At 73.7% G+C, this 15,463-nt stretch carries 15 protein-coding genes and 1 pseudogene; 8 read left to right on the plus strand and 8 right to left on the minus strand.

Going from position 1 to position 15,463, the window contains the following annotated elements:
• Window positions 1-3 precede the first annotated feature (3 nt).
• Both ACWDD7_RS11665 and ACWDD7_RS11670 read left to right on the plus strand, forming a co-directional pair.
• Complete coding sequence (locus tag ACWDD7_RS11665) at window positions 4-582, plus strand: DUF4865 family protein (protein WP_351871265.1); 579 nt, start codon at window positions 4-6, stop codon at window positions 580-582.
• Window positions 579-1,481, plus strand: coding sequence for a phosphotriesterase family protein (locus tag ACWDD7_RS11670; RefSeq protein WP_450457215.1), 903 nt, complete (start codon window positions 579-581; stop codon window positions 1,479-1,481). The genes ACWDD7_RS11665 and ACWDD7_RS11670 overlap by 4 nt, the downstream gene beginning before the upstream one ends.
• 162 nt (window positions 1,482-1,643) lie before the next feature.
• Here ACWDD7_RS11670 and ACWDD7_RS11675 read toward each other — a convergent pair whose 3' ends face one another.
• Both ACWDD7_RS11675 and ACWDD7_RS11680 read right to left on the minus strand, forming a co-directional pair.
• Entirely contained in the window at window positions 1,644-2,879 is a 1,236-nt protein-coding gene (locus tag ACWDD7_RS11675; protein WP_351871271.1) for an ROK family protein, read from the minus strand.
• Window positions 2,880-2,926: 47 nt separating this feature from the next.
• Complete coding sequence (locus ACWDD7_RS11680; RefSeq protein ID WP_450457216.1) at window positions 2,927-3,643, minus strand: alpha-ketoglutarate-dependent dioxygenase AlkB family protein; 717 nt, start codon at window positions 3,641-3,643, stop codon at window positions 2,927-2,929.
• 137 nt (window positions 3,644-3,780) lie between these two features.
• Here ACWDD7_RS11680 and ACWDD7_RS11685 point away from each other — a divergent pair, with 137 nt between their 5' ends.
• Window positions 3,781-4,914, plus strand: a complete 1,134-nt coding sequence (locus ACWDD7_RS11685) for a methyltransferase (protein WP_351871314.1) — start codon at window positions 3,781-3,783, stop codon at window positions 4,912-4,914.
• A gap of 198 nt (window positions 4,915-5,112) precedes the next feature.
• Here the strand turns inward: ACWDD7_RS11685 and ACWDD7_RS11690 are convergent, their stop codons facing one another.
• Window positions 5,113-5,973, minus strand: coding sequence for a class II fructose-bisphosphate aldolase (locus tag ACWDD7_RS11690; protein WP_450457217.1), 861 nt, complete (start codon window positions 5,971-5,973; stop codon window positions 5,113-5,115).
• Window positions 5,974-6,101: 128 nt separating this feature from the next.
• Window positions 6,102-6,980: pseudogene (locus ACWDD7_RS11695) on the minus strand (SIS domain-containing protein); the annotation flags it as partial.
• A gap of 147 nt (window positions 6,981-7,127) precedes the next feature.
• On the opposite strand from ACWDD7_RS11695, the gene ACWDD7_RS11700 reads away from it, so the two are divergent.
• Window positions 7,128-7,907 (plus strand): DeoR/GlpR family DNA-binding transcription regulator, encoded by a 780-nt coding sequence (locus tag ACWDD7_RS11700; protein WP_450457218.1) that lies wholly within the window; start codon window positions 7,128-7,130, stop codon window positions 7,905-7,907.
• 17 nt (window positions 7,908-7,924) lie between these two features.
• On the opposite strand, the gene ACWDD7_RS11705 is transcribed toward ACWDD7_RS11700, so the two are convergent.
• Window positions 7,925-8,320 carry a luciferase domain-containing protein gene (locus ACWDD7_RS11705; RefSeq protein WP_450457219.1) on the minus strand — a complete coding sequence of 132 codons (396 nt, stop codon included), beginning with the start codon at window positions 8,318-8,320 and terminating at the stop codon, window positions 7,925-7,927.
• Window positions 8,321-8,881: 561 nt separating this feature from the next.
• Here ACWDD7_RS11705 and ACWDD7_RS11710 point away from each other — a divergent pair.
• The 3 genes from ACWDD7_RS11710 to ACWDD7_RS11720 all read left to right on the plus strand — a co-directional run bounded on the left by ACWDD7_RS11710 (window position 8,882) and on the right by ACWDD7_RS11720 (window position 12,298).
• Complete coding sequence (locus ACWDD7_RS11710; protein WP_450457221.1) at window positions 8,882-10,087, plus strand: MFS transporter; 1,206 nt, start codon at window positions 8,882-8,884, stop codon at window positions 10,085-10,087.
• Window positions 10,088-10,380: 293 nt separating this feature from the next.
• Window positions 10,381-11,511, plus strand: coding sequence for a tryptophan--tRNA ligase (trpS, locus tag ACWDD7_RS11715; protein ID WP_450457222.1), 1,131 nt, complete (start codon window positions 10,381-10,383; stop codon window positions 11,509-11,511).
• A gap of 43 nt (window positions 11,512-11,554) precedes the next feature.
• On the plus strand, window positions 11,555-12,298 hold the full coding sequence (locus ACWDD7_RS11720; protein ID WP_351871289.1) for a maleylpyruvate isomerase family mycothiol-dependent enzyme: 744 nt from the start codon (window positions 11,555-11,557) through the stop codon (window positions 12,296-12,298).
• A gap of 6 nt (window positions 12,299-12,304) precedes the next feature.
• Here ACWDD7_RS11720 and ACWDD7_RS11725 read toward each other — a convergent pair whose 3' ends face one another.
• Together ACWDD7_RS11725 and ACWDD7_RS11730 are read right to left on the minus strand one after the other, a co-directional pair.
• A complete protein-coding gene (locus ACWDD7_RS11725; RefSeq protein WP_450457223.1) occupies window positions 12,305-12,709 on the minus strand; it encodes a MarR family winged helix-turn-helix transcriptional regulator in 405 nt (134 codons plus the stop codon).
• A gap of 60 nt (window positions 12,710-12,769) precedes the next feature.
• A complete protein-coding gene (locus ACWDD7_RS11730; RefSeq protein WP_392212810.1) occupies window positions 12,770-13,456 on the minus strand; it encodes a TetR/AcrR family transcriptional regulator in 687 nt (228 codons plus the stop codon).
• Between the two features lie 128 nt (window positions 13,457-13,584).
• Here ACWDD7_RS11730 and ACWDD7_RS11735 point away from each other — a divergent pair, with 128 nt between their 5' ends.
• On the plus strand, window positions 13,585-14,040 hold the full coding sequence (locus tag ACWDD7_RS11735; RefSeq protein ID WP_450457224.1) for a nitroreductase/quinone reductase family protein: 456 nt from the start codon (window positions 13,585-13,587) through the stop codon (window positions 14,038-14,040).
• Here the strand turns inward: ACWDD7_RS11735 and ACWDD7_RS11740 are convergent.
• Entirely contained in the window at window positions 14,030-15,298 is a 1,269-nt protein-coding gene (locus ACWDD7_RS11740) for a geranylgeranyl reductase family protein (protein ID WP_450457225.1), read from the minus strand. The two genes, ACWDD7_RS11735 and ACWDD7_RS11740, sit on opposite strands and share 11 nt — an antisense overlap.
• Window positions 15,299-15,463: the final 165 nt, after the last annotated feature.

Genomic DNA, 15,463 nt, shown 5'->3' on the forward strand with positions numbered 1-15,463 from the left:
TTGATGCATGCCATGCAGTACGAGGTGACCCTCCCGGCGGACTACGACACGGACGTCATCCGGGCCCGCGTCGACCGTGTCGGGCATCTGCTGGACGACTGGGACGGCCTCGGGATCAAGGCGTACCTGCTGCGGGAGCGCGGCGTGCAGGGCTCGCCGGTCAACCAGTACGCGCCGTTCTACCTGTGGCACACCGTCGAGGGCATGAACCGTTTCCTGTGGGGCGGCGGTTTCCAGCGCCTGGCCGACGACTTCGGGCGTCCGGCCGTGCGGCAGTGGACCGGGCTCGGCTACGCGGAAGGCTCCGGCACTCGGCCCGCGTTCGCCGTACGACGCCGGCAACCCGTACCGGAGGGCGCCGACTTGGCGGCGATGATGGCCGAAGCGGCCGGTGCGGCGGAGCAGTCGGCCGCCGAGGACGGTGCCGTGCTGGCGGCGACGGCCGCCGATCCGCACCACTGGGAGCTGGTCCACTTCTCGCTCTGGGAGCACGACACCCCCGCGGCCGAGGGCGACCTCTTCCGGGTGCTGCATCTGTCGGCCCCCGGCCGCGACCGGCTGCCGCGCGGGCGGCAGTGGTGATCCGTACGGTCCTCGGCGACATCCGCCCGCAGGACCTGGGCGTCTGCGACGCGCACGACCACCTCTTCCTGCGCAGCAGGCAGTTGCCGGGTCAGGAACTGGACGACGTCGCCGCCGCGCGGGCCGAACTGGAAGCCTTCCGGGCGGTGGGCGGCGCGGCCGTCGTGCAGTGGACGCCGCACGGCATGGGGCGCCGGGCGGCGGACCTCGCGGGCCTGTCCCGGGCGACGGGCGTGCACCTGATCTGCGCCACGGGACTGCACCAAGCCCCGCACGTGGCACCGGAGTCGCTTGCGGGACTGCGCGGCCGGCTGGCCGAGGTGTTCGTCGCCGAGTTGACCGAGGGCATCGGCACGACCGGGGTGCGCGCCGGGCTGATCAAGGTCGCGGGCGGGTTCCACGCGCTCGACGCGCACGCCCGGTGGACCATGACGGCGGCGGCCGAGGCCCACCACGCCACCGGGGCGCCCATCGCCGTCCACCTGGAGCTGGGCACCGGCGCCCTCGACGTACTCGACCTGCTGTGCGGCGAGTTGGACGTCCCCGGCAACCGGGTGATCCTCGGCCATCTGAACCGCTTCCCCGACCCGGTGACGCACCGGCAGGCCGCCGCCTCCGGCTGCTGGCTCGCCTTCGACGGCCCCTCCCGCGCCCACCATCCCACCGACTGGCAGATGCCGGCGGCCGTGCGCTCCCTCGCGGAGGGCGGCTTCGCCGACCGGCTGCTCCTCGGCGGCGACACGGTGACGGCCGGGGCGCGCTCGGTGGACGGCGGCCCGGGAATGCCGTACCTGCTGCGGCGCGTAAGACCGCGCCTGGAAGCGGAGTTGGGCCCGGACCTGGTGGCCCGCATCCTCACCGAGCATCCGGGCCGGGCCTTCTCGATCGACCGGGCGTGAGACGCGGGGCATCACGGCGACCGGCGCCGGCGGTCACCGGCACGGCTGGTACGACGTCCGGGCGCGCTCCGGCGCCCGATAGCCGCCGGCCCGTCAACGGGTGCTCTCCGCCCGGCTGGTGGCGCGGCGGCGGAGCGTCGAGCGCGCCTCCCCTGTCCGTGTTCAGCGCAGGGCGGCCAGCGGGTCGTCCAGGACCGGCTGCCAGGCCAGTTCGGCGGCGCCGACCAGGCTGTTGTGGTCGAGGGTGCACGGCAGGATCGGCACGCCGCCGCTCTGCCCCCACAGGCTGCGGTCGGCGACGACCGCGCGGAGCCGGCTGGGGTCGGCGTCCAGGAGGGTGCGGTGGAGGCCGCCGAGGATGATGCGGTCGGGGTTGAGGATGTTGACGAGCCCGGCGAGCCCGAGTCCCAGCCGGTCGATCAGGGCCTCGACGGCCCTGCGGACGGCGGGGTCGTCGTACTGGGTGCGCAGCAGGTCGTTGGCCTGCTGGAGGAGGGACACCTCGGGGCCCGGCTCGCGGCCCGCCTCCACGAGCAGCGCCAGCGGGTCGGCCTCGACGTCCAGACAGCCCCGGCCGCCGCAGTGGCAGGGGCGGCCCTCCGGGTTGACGGTGAGGTGGCCGACCTCCAGGGCGAGGCCCGCGCTGCCGGTGTGCAGACGGCCGTCGAGGACCAGCGCGCCGCCGACGCCCCGGTGCCCGGTGGCCACGCACAGCAGATCGCGGGCGCCCCGGCCCGCGCCGTGCCGGTGTTCGGCGAGCGCCGCGAGGTTGACGTCGTTGCCGGCGAACGCGGGCCCCGGGATGCCCGCCGCCCGCACGCACTCCTCGAACAGACGGCGGACCGGCGCCCCCACGGGCCAGGCGAGGTGCAGGGGGTTGAGGGCGAGGCCGTCGGGTTCGGCCACGGCGGACGGCACGGCGAGCCCGGCGCCGACACAGCGGCGGCCGGTGGTGCGCAGCAGTTCCGCGCCCGCCTCGACCACCGAGCCGAGCACCTTCGCCGGGTCGGCGTCCACGGTCTCGCAGCCGGGCGCGGTGGCCACGATCCGCCCGCCGAGGCCGACCAGCGCGGCCCGGAAGCCATCGGCGTGCACCTGTGCGGCGAGCGCCACCGGGCCCTCCTCGGCGACGTCGAGCCGGTGCGAGGGACGGCCCTGGGAACCGGCCGCCGCGGCGGGGCGGGCGTCCACCCGGATCAGGCCGAGGGCCTCCAGTTCGGCGGCGACCGCGCCGGCCGTCGCCCGGGTGACGCCGAGTTCGGCGGTGAGCACGGCCCGGGTCGGCGCCCGCCCGGTGTGCACCAGCTCCAGCGCGGGCCCGAGCGCGCCACGCCCCCGTTCCAGCCGCGCCCTCGTGGTGGTCCTCTCCCCCGCCCGGGGTTCCGCCTTGCCGCTCATGAGGGCGAGTCTCCCATGATCCGCACCGCTCGTGACCCGCGAAGCGGTCACAGCCCGCTCACCCGCAGCGTGATGTTCAGCCGGCCGGCCAGCCCCAGCCAGGGCGGTGCCGTGCCCGGGTGGACGCGGGGCACACCGTGGTAGGCGGCGCGGGAGGGGCCGCCGAACACGAACAGGTCGCCGCTGCGCAGCTCCACGTCGGTGTACGGCCGGGTCCGTGTCCGGGCATTGCCGAAGCGGAAGACGCACGTGTCGCCGAGGCTCAGCGAGACCACCGGCGCGTCGGCCCGCTCCTCGCTGTCGCGGTGCATCCCCATGTGCGCCGCGCCGTCGTAGAAGTTGATCAGCGCGATGTCGTACGGCGGTCCGGGCACGGCGTCCGGGCCGAGCGCGTCGGCCACCGCGCGCCCGGCCAGCTCGCCGAGCCATGCCGGGAAGGGCTTGACCGGGGCGCCGTCGCCGTCGGAAGCCGTACGGGTGTACGCGTAGGGGTACTGGTGCGCCCCCGGGCACTCGGGGTTGTCCCGTACGGACCGCCCGCACACGGGGCAGGCGGGTACGACGCCCCAGTGCAGGCCGAGGCAGAACTGGCGGGCGGTCATGGTGCCGCCGCCGGGGGTGCGTACGGTGCGCAGTCCGGCCGGGGGCAGCGCCCAGGCCCGGCAGGCGGCGAGCAGTTCGCGCTGCCGCTCGTCGGGCAGCCAGTCGGGGACGTGCACGGCGCCCGGCGCGAGGACCGCGCGCTCCCGGGGGAAGAGTTCCACGCCCCCATGGTCCCCCTACGGGCCTCTCCGTCCCCACTCCTCCCCTGCGGGTCCCGCGTCCCGCCGTCCCCCGCGGCTTCCCGGCCCACGGGTCCTGATCTGCGGTTCCGCTAGCCTGGAGCGCGATGAGCGACCGTATGACGACACCGTGGGGCGAGGTCGAGCTGTCCCGCTTCCCCGAGGATCCCCGCGACCGGCTGCGTGCCTGGGACGCTTCCGACGCCTATCTGCTGGACCATCTGGCGGCGGAGAAGGTGCCGCTGACCGGGGAGGTGGTGGTTCTCGGCGACCGCTGGGGCGCGCTGGTCACGGCGCTGGCGGAGCACCGGCCCGTCCAGATCACCGACTCGTTCCTCGGTCAGGAGGCGAGCCGTGCCAACCTGGCGCGGGCCGGCGTCGAACCCGGCGCGGTACCGCTGCTGACCACCCAGGACGAGCCGCCCGAGCGGGTGGACGTGCTGCTGGTGCGGGTGCCGAAGAGCCTGGCGCTGCTGGAGGACCAGCTGCTGCGGCTGGCGCCCGCCGTACACCCGGGCACGGTGGTGATCGGCACCGGCATGGTGAAGGAGATCCACACCTCCACGCTTCGGCTCTTCGAGCGGATCCTCGGCCCGACCCGGACCTCGCCGGCCCGTCAGAAGGCCCGGCTGATCTTCTGCGCCCCCGACCCCGCGACGGAGCGGCCCGCGAACCCGTGGCCGTACCTCTACGACCTCCCGGACGGCGTCGGCGCGATCTCCGGCCGCCCGGTCGTCAACCACGCGGGCGTCTTCTGCGCCGACCGGCTGGACATCGGCACCCGCTTCCTCCTCCGACACCTGCCGGGACCGGGCCCGGCCCGTGTGGTGGACCTGGGCTGCGGCAACGGCGTGGTCGGCACGGCGGTGGCGCTCGCCGACCCGGCGGCCGAGGTGCTGTTCGTGGACGAGTCGTTCCAGGCGGTGGCCTCCGCCGAGGCCACCTACAAGGCCAACGGGGTACCCGGGCATGCCGAGTTCCGGGTCGGCGACGGGCTCGCCGGGGTGGCACCGGACAGTGTGGACCTCGTCCTGAACAACCCGCCGTTCCACTCGCACCAGGCGACGACCGACGCGACCGCCCGGCGGATGTTCACCGGCGCGCGGCGCGCGTTGCGGCCGGGCGGTGAGCTGTGGGTGATCGGCAACCGGCACCTGGGCTACCACGTGACGTTGAAGCGGCTGTTCGGCAACTGCGCACTCGTCGCCAGTGACCCGAAGTTCGTGCTGCTGAAGGCGGTCAAGAAGGGATGACGCGAGGGCGGGCCGGCCGCCGCGCCGGAGGGAGTGTGGCGGCTGGGTCGCGCCCGCGGCGGCGGAGCCGCCCCTGTGCACGGCCCCGTACCCCGGGGCGGGGCGGCTCCGTCGGCCGCGAAGCCGCCGTCGTCCCGTCGGCCGCGCCGCCGGGAAGCCGCGCAGCCCGGATCAGCCGGGTCAGCCCGGTCAACCGGATCAGCCCCGATCCGCGGCGAGGACGCCGATGATGCGCCGCACCTCCCGGGCCATCGCCTCCCTTCCCACGCTGAGGTACGCGCGGGAGTCCACGGCCTCCGGGCGGGCGGCGAGGAAAGCGCGGATCGCCCCGGTCATGGCCATGTTGAGGGCGGTCCCGACGTTGACCTTGGCGATACCGCCCGCGACCGCCTCGACCAGGCCCTCGTCCGGTACGCCCGAGGAGCCGTGCAGCACCAGCGGGACGGACAGCGCGGCGGACAGCCGTTTGAGCAGGGCGTGGTCGAGGGCGGCGGTGCGCGTGGTCATGGCGTGGGAGCTGCCGACGGCGACGGCCAGCGCGTCGACCCCGGTCCCGCCGACGAAGTCCCGCGCCTGCGCCGGGTCGGTGCGGGCACCGGGCGCGTGGGCATCCAGCGGGGGCCGCCCGTCCTTGCCCCCGACTTCCCCCAACTCCGCCTCGATGTACAGCCCTTGGGAGTGCGCCCAGTCGGCGGCCGCACGGGTCGCGGCGAGGTTGTCGGGGTACGGCAGCCGGGCCGCGTCGTACATCACCGAGCTGAACCCGGCGGCGGGCGCCTGGCGCAGCAGGTCGTCGCTCTGCACATGGTCCAGGTGCAACGCGACGGGTACGGCGGCCCGTTCGGCGGCGGCGCCGGCCGCGCGGGCCAGCGGCAGCAGCCGCCCGTAGCGGAACTTGACCGCGTTCTCGCTGACCTGGAGGACGACGGGGGCGCCGGCCGCCTCGGCACCGGCGATGACGGCCTCGATGTGTTCCAGCGTGATGACGTTGAACGCGGCGACGGCCGAGCGGGCTTCGACGGCGCGGGCGACCAGCTCGCCGGTGAGCGCGAGGGGCACTTCGGGTGTCCTTCCGGGGCGCGGTACGGCGGGAGCGGTCAGGCGGAGTCGGAGGAGGAGACGGCGGCCCGGGGGGCCTCGCGGGGCTCGGGGACCTCGGCGGAACCGGCGGTACCGGCGGGCCCCGCGGCGAGGATCACGGAGCGCGTGAGATGGCGCGGCCGGTCCGGGTCGAGCCCCCGCGCCGCGGCGACGGCCACCGCGAGCCGCTGGGCGCGGACGAGTTCGGCGAGCGGGTCGAGGGTGCCCGCGATCCACCACCCCCCGGTGGCGCGGACCTGTTCGGCGAGCCCCTCGGGCGCCTGCCCGAACATCCAGGTGGCGGTGGTCTCGTCGGTGACGCTGATCGGGCCGTGCCGGTACTCCATCGCCGGGTAGGCCTCGGTCCAGGACAGGGATGCCTCGCGCATCTTCAGCCCGGCCTCGTTGGCGAGTCCGACCGTCCAGCCGCGTCCCAGGAAGGTGAACTGGGTGCGCTCGACCAGCCCCTGGGGCAGATCGGTGGTGAGCGCGGTGCGGCCGTCGGCGACGACGGAGTCGGTGTGCAGGCCGAGGTGGGCGCGCAGGAGGGTGAGGGCGGTGGTGGCGAAGCGGGTCTGGACGACGGAGCGTTCGTCGGCGAAGTCCAGCACCACGACGTCGTCGGCGGCGGTCATCACGGGGGTGGCGGGGTCGGCGGTGACGGCGGTCGTCCGGGTCTCCGCACCCCTCGACCGGCCCAGCAGTTCGAGGACCTCGGTGGTGGTGCCGGAGCGGGTGAGGGCGATCACCCGGTCGTACGCGCGTCCGTACGGGAACTCCGAGGCGGCGAACGCGTCGGTCTCGCCCTGTCCGGCTCCCTCGCGCAGGGCGGCCACCGCCTGCGCCATGAAGTACGAGGTCCCGCAGCCCACGACGGCGACCCGCTCCCCCGGCGCCGGCAGCGCGTCCCGGTGCCGCCCCGCCTCCTTTGCCGCCCGCGTCCAGCACTCGGGCTGGCTCTTCAGCTCGTCCTCGACATGGGTCATGCCCACACCCTCCCCGGGTCGCTGATTGTTCCTGCAAGATATAGCGAGTTTTCAAGCACGATCAAGCATTCCTGCGGGGCCGGGGGCGCACGCGGGGGGTGCGCTAGGGTCACCGCTCGGAGAGCGATCGGAGAACGGAGGCCGCGGATGTCCCGGGACGCCCGCTGGAAGGCGCTGCTGGAGCTGCTCGTGGAGCGCGGCCGCCTGGACGTCGAGGAGGCGGCGGCCGAGCTGGCGGTGTCGGCGGCGACGATCCGCCGGGACTTCGACCAGCTCGCCGAGCAGCAGATGCTGGTCCGCACCCGGGGCGGCGCGGTGGTGCACGGGGTGTCGTACGAGCTCCCGCTGCGCTACAAGACGGCCCGCCGCGCCTCAGAGAAACAGCGCATCGCCGCGGCGGTGGCCGATCTCGTGGCGCCGGGCGAGGCGGTGGGGCTGACCGGCGGCACGACCACCACGGAGGTGGCCCGCGCCCTCGCCGTCCGCGGCGACCTGGCCACCGGCTCCCCGGCGCTGACCATCGTCACCAACGCGCTGAACATCGCCAACGAGCTGGCCGTACGGCCCCAGTTCAAGATCGTGGTCACCGGCGGAGTGGCCCGCCCGCAGTCGTACGAGCTGATCGGGCCGCTCGCGGACGGGGTGCTCGGACAGATCAGGCTGGACGTGGCGGTGCTCGGGGTGGTCGCCTTCGACGTGGTGCACGGCGCGGCGGCGCACGACGAGGCCGAGGCGGCGATCAACCGGCTGCTGTGCGAGCGCGCCGAACGGGTCGTGGTCGCCGCGGACTCCAGCAAGCTGGGCGGGCGGGCGTTCGCCCGGATCTGCCCCGCGCACGTGGTGGACACCCTGGTGACGGACACCGCGGTGGACCAGGACACGGTCCACCGTTTCGAGGAGGCCGGTCTCCGCGTCATCGCCGTATGACGCGGAGACCGCCCGCCTCAGAACGCCCCGAGATCCGCCTTCACGAATCCCGCGCCCCGTTGGTCGTTGCAGCCCATCAGTGGGCGGTCGACCGTGTCGGGCGGGAACTGCTGCGCCTGGAGCGCCACGCTGACCAGGGTCAGCAGCAGATCGACGTCGCTCGCGGCGTCGAGGCGCAGGGTCACCCACGGCGAGCCGGGCACGATCCTGATCACGCCGGAGCGCTTGAGATCCCGGGCGAACCGCCGGATCGCCCGGTTGGTCAGCCGCAGATCGACATCGCGGTCCGAGTGGAAATGGGCGATCTCACCCTTGGCGGACACCACCGCCTGTCCCTGACCGCAGCTCGGCACGGCCTGTCTCAGGTCCGGCCAGATCGCCAGTTGCGCGAGTGCGCGCGAGGCCAACGTCATGGACCCATCATGACGTGCTCATCCCGCTGCAACCAGCGCGTGAGCAAGCATTAACCGACCTGTATCCGCAGCGGATCGGCAGACCTGCGCCCCGGTCCGGACGCAAAGCGGGCCGCCAGGACGCCGAATGGGCTCACGTCCCGGCCGAATCCCCTGCTCCGGGGACCACTTCGGCATCCGCGGCCTACGCACGCGAGTGTCGGCCCACCTCGCCCACCAGGCGAATCCGAGCCCGTCGCCCCGCGAACTCCCAGTGTCCGCCCCTGCGTTCGAAGCGGCCTTCGTGACGCCTCGCGGCGAGGGCCGCGACGGCGGCTCGGGCGCAGGGTCTGGAAGACGGTGCCGCGGGAACGCTCGGCGGCGGTACCCGCCTCCTCGTCCACCCCGGCGAACAGCGCACCGACGCCGCGGCGAAGTCACCGGCGTCGACCAACTCGGCTTACCCGGCGATCACGTTCGAGGCGGCGGCCGCGTCCGCGGCCGCGTTCCCGGCACGCGAGCGCACGACCCCGCGCCATAATCCCCTTGCCGCACCCCTCGCCCGCACCCTACGCTGACTTTGTGCCGCAAATAAACAAAACCCGAACGCACAACGTCGTGCCGGGCCGGGAACTCGTCGGGCTGCGGGTGGCGATCACCGCGTTCTTCGCACTGGACGGGTTCGTCTTCTCGGGATGGGTGGTGCGGATCCCGGACATCAAGCACCAGACCCACGCCTCCGCCGGGGCGCTCGGGCTCGCGCTGCTCGGGGTGTCCGCCGGGGCCGTACTGACCATGATGCTGACCGGGCGCCTGTGCCGCAGGTACGGCAGCCACCCGGTGACCGTGGCCTGGATGGTCGTCCTCGCCCTCAGCGTCGCCCTGCCCCCGCTCACCCACTCCGCGGTCGCGCTCGGCGCCGTACTGCTGGTCTTCGGCGCGGCCTACGGCGGCGTCAACGTCGCGTTCAACAGCGCCGCCGTCGATCTCGTCGCCGCCGTACGACGGCCGATCATGCCCGGTTTCCACGCCGCGTTCAGCCTCGGCGGCATGGTCGGCGCGGGCGTCGGCGGGCTGGTCGCCGATTTCCTCTCCCCCACCCGTCATCTGCTGGGCATCACCGTGATCGGGCTGCTCGTGACGGCCGTCGCCGGGCGGGAACTCCTGCGGCACGAGCCGCCGGCGCCGCCGGCCGACGACCGGAAGCCCGCCCGGGACGGTGCCGGCCGGGCGCCCCGCGCCGGCGGGCGCTGGCTCGTCGTGGGCTTCGGACTGGTCGCGCTGTGCGACGCGTACGGCGAGGGCGCCATGGCCGACTGGGGCGCGCTCCATCTCAAGCAGGACCTGACGGCGTCCGCGGGGACGGCGGCGGCCGGGTACGCCTGCTTCGCGCTCGCCATGACCGCCGGGCGGCTTTCCGGCACGGCGCTGCTGGGCCGTCTCGGCCGGGCCCGCACGGTGGTCGCCGGGGGCTCCGTCGCGGCGGTGGGCATGCTGCTCGGCTCGCTCGCGCCGTCGGTCTGGGTGGCGCTGGCCGGTTTCGCGGTCACCGGGCTCGGACTCGCCAACATCTTCCCGGTCGCCATCGAGCGGGCCGGCGCCCTCGACGGAGCCTCCGGCGTCGCCGTCGCCTCCACGCTCGGCTACGGCGGCATGCTGCTCGGGCCGCCCGCGATCGGGTTCATGGCCGACTGGTTCTCGCTGCCCACCGCGCTCACGAGCGTGGCCGCGCTGGCCGCCGTGGCCGCCCTCATCGGGGTGGCGACGCGCCGGGGTCTGAACGGCTGACGCTTTCCCGGCAGTCCCCGCTCATCCGGGTCTCCCGGCCTTCCCGGGGAGGTCAGCGGGCGACCGGTGACCGACGGGGGCGTGTGGCCGGACACACGCTGGCCGACCGCCCCCGGCCCCGCTATCATTGCCCTATGCATCTTTCGTCGTGTCTGTGCTGGTGGCGCTCCTCGTAGGAGCGGCCGCCGCACAGGCATGAACCGGGCCGTTCGCATGGACGGCCCTTTTTCGTGTCCCTGGATCAGGGGGCGGGGCGTCCGACGGCCCCCATCGACCCACCACCAGGAGACCGAATGAACCCCGATCAGCAGTCCGTGCCGTCCGAGGCTTCCCCGACGTCCGGGGCCCCGTCGGCCGCCGACACGTCCGACGCGCTCGGTACGTCCGCCGCGCAGACCCGCAGCGCGGAGCTGGAGAAGCTGATCACCGAGGACCCGGGGAGGTTCCGGATCCTGACCGGCGACCGGCCCACCGGACGGCTGCACCTGGGCCACTACTTCGGCACGCTCCACAACCGGGTGCGGCTGCAGAACCTCGGCGTGGAACTGTTCGTGATCATCGCGGACTACCAGGTGCTGACCGACCGCGACGTCGCCGACGACCTGGTGGGTCACGTGGAGGAGCTGGTCCTCGACTACCTCGCCATCGGCGTGGACCCCGGGCGCAGCACGATCTTCACGCACAGCGCCGTCCCCGCCCTCAACCAGCTGATGCTGCCCTTCCTCAGCCTCGTCTCCGTGGCCGAGCTGAACCGCAACCCCACGGTGAAGGACGAGATCGCCCACTCGCGCCAGTCCGCGGTCAGCGGGCTGATGTTCACCTACCCCGTGCACCAGGCCGCCGACATCCTCTTCTGCAAGGCCAACCTGGTCCCCGTGGGCCAGGACCAGCTCCCGCACCTGGAGGTGACCCGGACCATCGCGCGCCGCTTCAACGACCGCTACGGCAACGGCACCCACGTCTTCCCCCGCCCCGACGCCCTGCTGTCGGAGGTGCCGCTGCTGCTCGGTACCGACGGCACCAAGATGAGCAAGAGCCGGGGCAACTCGGTCACCCTGGCCGCCACCGCCGACGAGACCGCGCGGCTGCTCAAGGGCGCCAAGACCGATTCCGAGCGCCACATCACCTACGACCCGGCCACCCGTCCCGAGGTCTCCTCGCTGCTCCTGCTGGCCGCGCTGTGCCAGAACCGGACGCCCGAGGAGGTCGCCTCCGACATCGGCTCCGCGGGCGCGGCGGCGCTGAAGAAGACCGTGACCGAGGCGGTCAACGAGTACCTGGCCCCGATCCGAGCCCGCCGCGCCGAGTACGCCCAGGACCGCGCCGAGCTGCGCCGCATCCTGCGCGCGGGCAACGAGCGGGCCAACGCCGTGGCCGACGCCACCCTGGCCGAGGTGCGGGCCGCGATGAACAGCGACTACTGAAACCCTGGTGCGACGCGGTGGGCACGTCCGGCAGGATCACCCCATGCAGACTGCCGATTTCCTCCATGCCCTCGATCGCGAGGGCCAGTTGCTCGCCGCGGCCGCCGACCGGGCCGGCACCGACGCCAAGGTTCCGGCCTGCCCCGAGTGGCAGGTACGGGACCTGCTGCGGCACACCGGCGCCGTCCACCGGTGGGCCGCGGCCTTCGTCGCCGAGGGACACACCGCGCCCCGGCCCATCGGTGAGGGGCCGGACCTCGACGGCGCCGAGCTGATCGCCTGGTACCGCGACAGCCACCGCCTGCTGGTCGACACCCTGTCCGCCGCCCCCGCCGACCTGGAGTGCTGGACCTTCCTCCCGCTGCCGGAGCTGTCGCCCCTGGCGTTCTGGACCAGGCGGCAGGCGCACGAGACGACCGTCCACCGGTACGACGTCGAGGCCGCCCGGGGCGGGACGCCGTCCCCGGTCGCCGCGGACCTCGCGGCGGACGGCGTCGACGAGTTGCTGCGCGGCTTCCACGCCCGGCCCAGGAGCCGGGTGCGGACGGCGGAGCCGAAGGTGCTGCGGGTACGCGCGACGGACGCGGGTCGGGACGCGGTGTGGACCGTACGGCTCACCGCGGACGAGCCTCCGGCGGCAGTCCGTGAGGCGAGCGGGGACGCCGACGCCGAACTCTCGGGTCCCGCCGACCAGTTGTACCTGGCCCTGTGGAACCGCGTCCCCGTCCCGCATGTCTCCGGGGACCAGGCGCTGGCCGCCCTGTGGCAGGAGACGTCCGGGATCTGACCCCCGTCAGCCGGGAAGGTCCGACTCGGCCAGCATCCGGGCCAGTACCGCGCGCTGCACCGGCCGCACCTCGGCGTGCAGGGCGCGGCCCTTCGCGGTGAGGGCCACCCGTACGCCCCGCCGGTCCTCCGCGCACACGCCCCGCTCGACCAGGCCCTCCTTCTCCAGGCGGCCGATGAGCCGGGACAGCGCGCTCTGGGTGAGATGGACGCGCTCGGAGATCTCCTGGACGCGGTAGGCGCAGCCGTGCGGACCCCGGCACTCGGCCAGCAGGTCGAGGACCTCGAAGTCGCTGGCGCACAGGCCGTGGGCGTTCAGTGTCCGGTCCAGTTCGCACTGGGTGCGGGCGTGCAGCGTCAGGATGCCCCGCCACTGCGCCACGAGTGCCCGGTCGTCCGTCGTCGAGGTCATCGACGCACCGTAGCAGTCCCATGGGCGGGTAAAGAAAGCCGGTTTCGAGCCTCCCGGCCGCTAGCGCAGCCCGGCCCCGCGTGCCAGCGCCGTGGCCGCGTACCGGAAGAACCGCTCGCGATCCTCGATCACGTTGTTGAACTGGCCGAACAGCTCGAAGCTCACCAGGCCGAACAGCTGCGCCCAGGCCGCGACGAGAGCGGCGGCCATCTCGGGCGCCAGGTCGGGGGCGAGGTCCGCGGCCAACCGCTCGGCCTCCGGGCACAGTTCGTCGGGCAGCGGGAGTTCGGCGAGGCCGGGGCCCTCCTGGGCGTCGCGGAAGATGCCGATGAGGACCATGCCCGTGCGGGCGGCGGCCGGGATCGTGGTCTCGGGGGCGGCATAGCCGGGCACCGGCGAGCCGTAGATCAGGGCGTACTCGTGCGGATGGGCGAGCGCCCAGGCCCGTACCGCCTCGCACACCGCAGTGAAGCAGGCCACGGGCGGGGCGTCGCCGGCGTCCCTGCGCGCCTTCTCCGCGGCGGCGCCCAGGGCGTCGTACGCGTCGATGATCAGGGCGGTCAACAGCTCGTCACGGCTGGGGAAGTAGCGATAGAGGGCGGAGGAGACCATGCCCAGCTCGCGGGCGACGGCCCGCAGGGAGAGCTTGGCCGCGCCCTCGGCCGCGAGCTGCCTGCGGGCCTCTTCCTTGATGGCCGCGGTTACCTCGTTCCTGGCCCGTGCGCGGGCTCCCTGTGCGGTGGTCATACCCGTCATTCTGCCACGCGCGAGATCAGTGCACACAAAAAAGAGCAGTGCTCTTGCAATGGAGCGCCGATCTCCCTCATGCTGGTGTCAGTCAAGAGCGCTGCTCTGCGTAACCGTGGGAGTTCACCATGTCGTCGTCTTCGCCGTACTACCTCAAGGGCAGCCCGCTGAACGTGCGCCTGAACAGCGTGATCGGGTGGCTCGCCCGACACGGGATCAGCTTCGCGGGCACCGCCGAGATGTCCGTCAAGGGCCGCAAGAGCGGCAAGATGCAGCGCATCCCGGTCAATCCGCACACCTACGACGGCGTGCAGTACCTGGTCTCGGCGCGCGGCCACTCGCAGTGGGTGCGCAACATGCGCGTGGCGAACGGCGGTGAGCTGCGCGTCGGGCGCAAGGTGCGCGCGTTCACCGCGGTGGAGCTTCCCGACGCCGAGAAGCTCCCCATCCTGCGGACCTACCTGGAGAAGTGGGGCTGGGAGGTCAACCAGTACTTCGCCGGGGTGACCGCCAACTCCTCGGACGAGGAGATCGTGGCCTGCGCCGTCGACCACCCCGTCTTCCGGATCACCGTCACGAACTGACGGGCTCGTCCTCGGACCTGGCGGGCTCCGCGGCGCCCGCCGACAGCGCCGGGCCCGGGTCCAGCGCGGTCAGGGCGCGCTGGGCGAGCGGGTGGGAGCGGACGATCTCCCCGAGGGAGGTGGCGCCCCGCGTGATGTTGCGGAACGCGTTCCAGGCCGGGCGGAAGCCGGTGAGGGCGGCGTGGAAGAGGCCGGGCCGCCGCTCGAAGGCCGCGAGCAGTCGCCTGCCGACGCTCATCTCCACGCCGAGCCCCGCCTTGACGGCGAAGGCGTAGTTGAGGGCCTGGCGGCGGGTGTCGACGGCGTCGTGCGCCTCGGCTATCCGCACCGCCCACTCGCCGGCCAGCCGGCCGGAGCGCAGCGCGAAGGAGATGCCCTCACGGGTCCAGGGCTCCAGGAGTCCGGCCGCGTCGCCGCAGACCAGGACCCGGCCGCGGGAGAGCGGCGAGTCGTCGGCGCGGCAGCGGGTCAAGTGCCCGGAGGAGACGGACGGTTCGAAGCCGGCCAGGCCGAGGCGGGCGATGAAGTCCTCCAAGTAGCGCTTGGTCGCCGCGCCCTGGCCGCGGGCGGAGATCACACCGACCGTGAGCGTGTCGCCCTTGGGGAACACCCAGCCGTAACTGCCGGGCATGGGGCCCCAGTCGATGAGCACCCGGCCCTTCCAGTCCTCGGCGACCGGCTCGGGGACCGGGATCTCCGCTTCGAGGCCGAGGTCCACCTGGGCCATCTTCACGCCCACATGCGCGCCTATCCGGCTGGCGCTGCCGTCGGCGCCGACGACCGCGCGGGCCAGCACCGTCTCGCCGCCCTGGAGGACGACGGCGACCGTGCGCCGGTCGGGGACCGCCGAGCCGTGCTGCTCGACGCGCTGCACCGTTACGCCCGTACGCAGTTCGGCGCCCGCCTTCTGGGCGTGCTCGACCAGTTGCTGGTCGAACTCGGGCCGGTTGATGAGACCGAACAGCATCTGCCGGGAGCGGCGGGTGCGGGTGAAGCGGCCGTTGTTGGAGAAGGTGACCGCGTGCACCCGGTCCCGCAGGGGCAGTTCGAAGCCGGGGGGCAGGGAGTCCCGCGAGGGGCCGATGATGCCGCCGCCGCAGGTTTTGTAACGGGGCAACTCGGCCTTCTCCAGCAACAGGACGCGCCGCCCCGCGACCGCCGCCGCGTAGGCGGCCGACGCCCCGGCCGGTCCCGCGCCCACCACGACGACGTCCCATACTCGCTGCACGTCGTCCGCCGAAGAGTTCTCGCCGCTCACGATGGTCTACTGCTCCGATCAAGCCGCTGCCGCTCCCCGCCCGCGACGTCCCGCGAGCAGGGGGTAACCCGATGTATCCCGCATCCTACGGCCGCGAGGCGGGTGCACCACTGTGGGAGGATCGATCCACCCAAGCAGTACAACGTCGCACCTACGAGGAGCGTG

The sequence above is a fragment of the Streptomyces sp. NPDC001056 genome (assembly GCF_053598955.1).

Excerpts from the sequence above, each read along its gene's own strand:
- trpS (WP_450457222.1), top strand. The coding sequence starts at position 10,381 with ATGAACCCCGATCAGCAGTCCGTGCCGTCCGAGGCTTCCCCGACGTCC.
- ACWDD7_RS11700 (WP_450457218.1), top strand. The coding sequence starts at position 7,128 with ATGTCCCGGGACGCCCGCTGGAAGGCGCTGCTGGAGCTGCTCGTGGAG.
- ACWDD7_RS11720 (WP_351871289.1), top strand. The coding sequence starts at position 11,555 with ATGCAGACTGCCGATTTCCTCCATGCCCTCGATCGCGAGGGCCAGTTG.
- ACWDD7_RS11665 (WP_351871265.1), top strand. The coding sequence starts at position 4 with ATGCATGCCATGCAGTACGAGGTGACCCTCCCGGCGGACTACGACACG.
- ACWDD7_RS11675 (WP_351871271.1), bottom strand. The coding sequence starts at position 2,879 with ATGAGCGGCAAGGCGGAACCCCGGGCGGGGGAGAGGACCACCACGAGG.
- ACWDD7_RS11725 (WP_450457223.1), bottom strand. The coding sequence starts at position 12,709 with ATGACCTCGACGACGGACGACCGGGCACTCGTGGCGCAGTGGCGGGGC.
- ACWDD7_RS11735 (WP_450457224.1), top strand. The coding sequence starts at position 13,585 with ATGTCGTCGTCTTCGCCGTACTACCTCAAGGGCAGCCCGCTGAACGTG.
- ACWDD7_RS11730 (WP_392212810.1), bottom strand. The coding sequence starts at position 13,456 with ATGACCACCGCACAGGGAGCCCGCGCACGGGCCAGGAACGAGGTAACC.
- ACWDD7_RS11685 (WP_351871314.1), top strand. The coding sequence starts at position 3,781 with ATGACGACACCGTGGGGCGAGGTCGAGCTGTCCCGCTTCCCCGAGGAT.
- ACWDD7_RS11705 (WP_450457219.1), bottom strand. The coding sequence starts at position 8,320 with ATGACGTTGGCCTCGCGCGCACTCGCGCAACTGGCGATCTGGCCGGAC.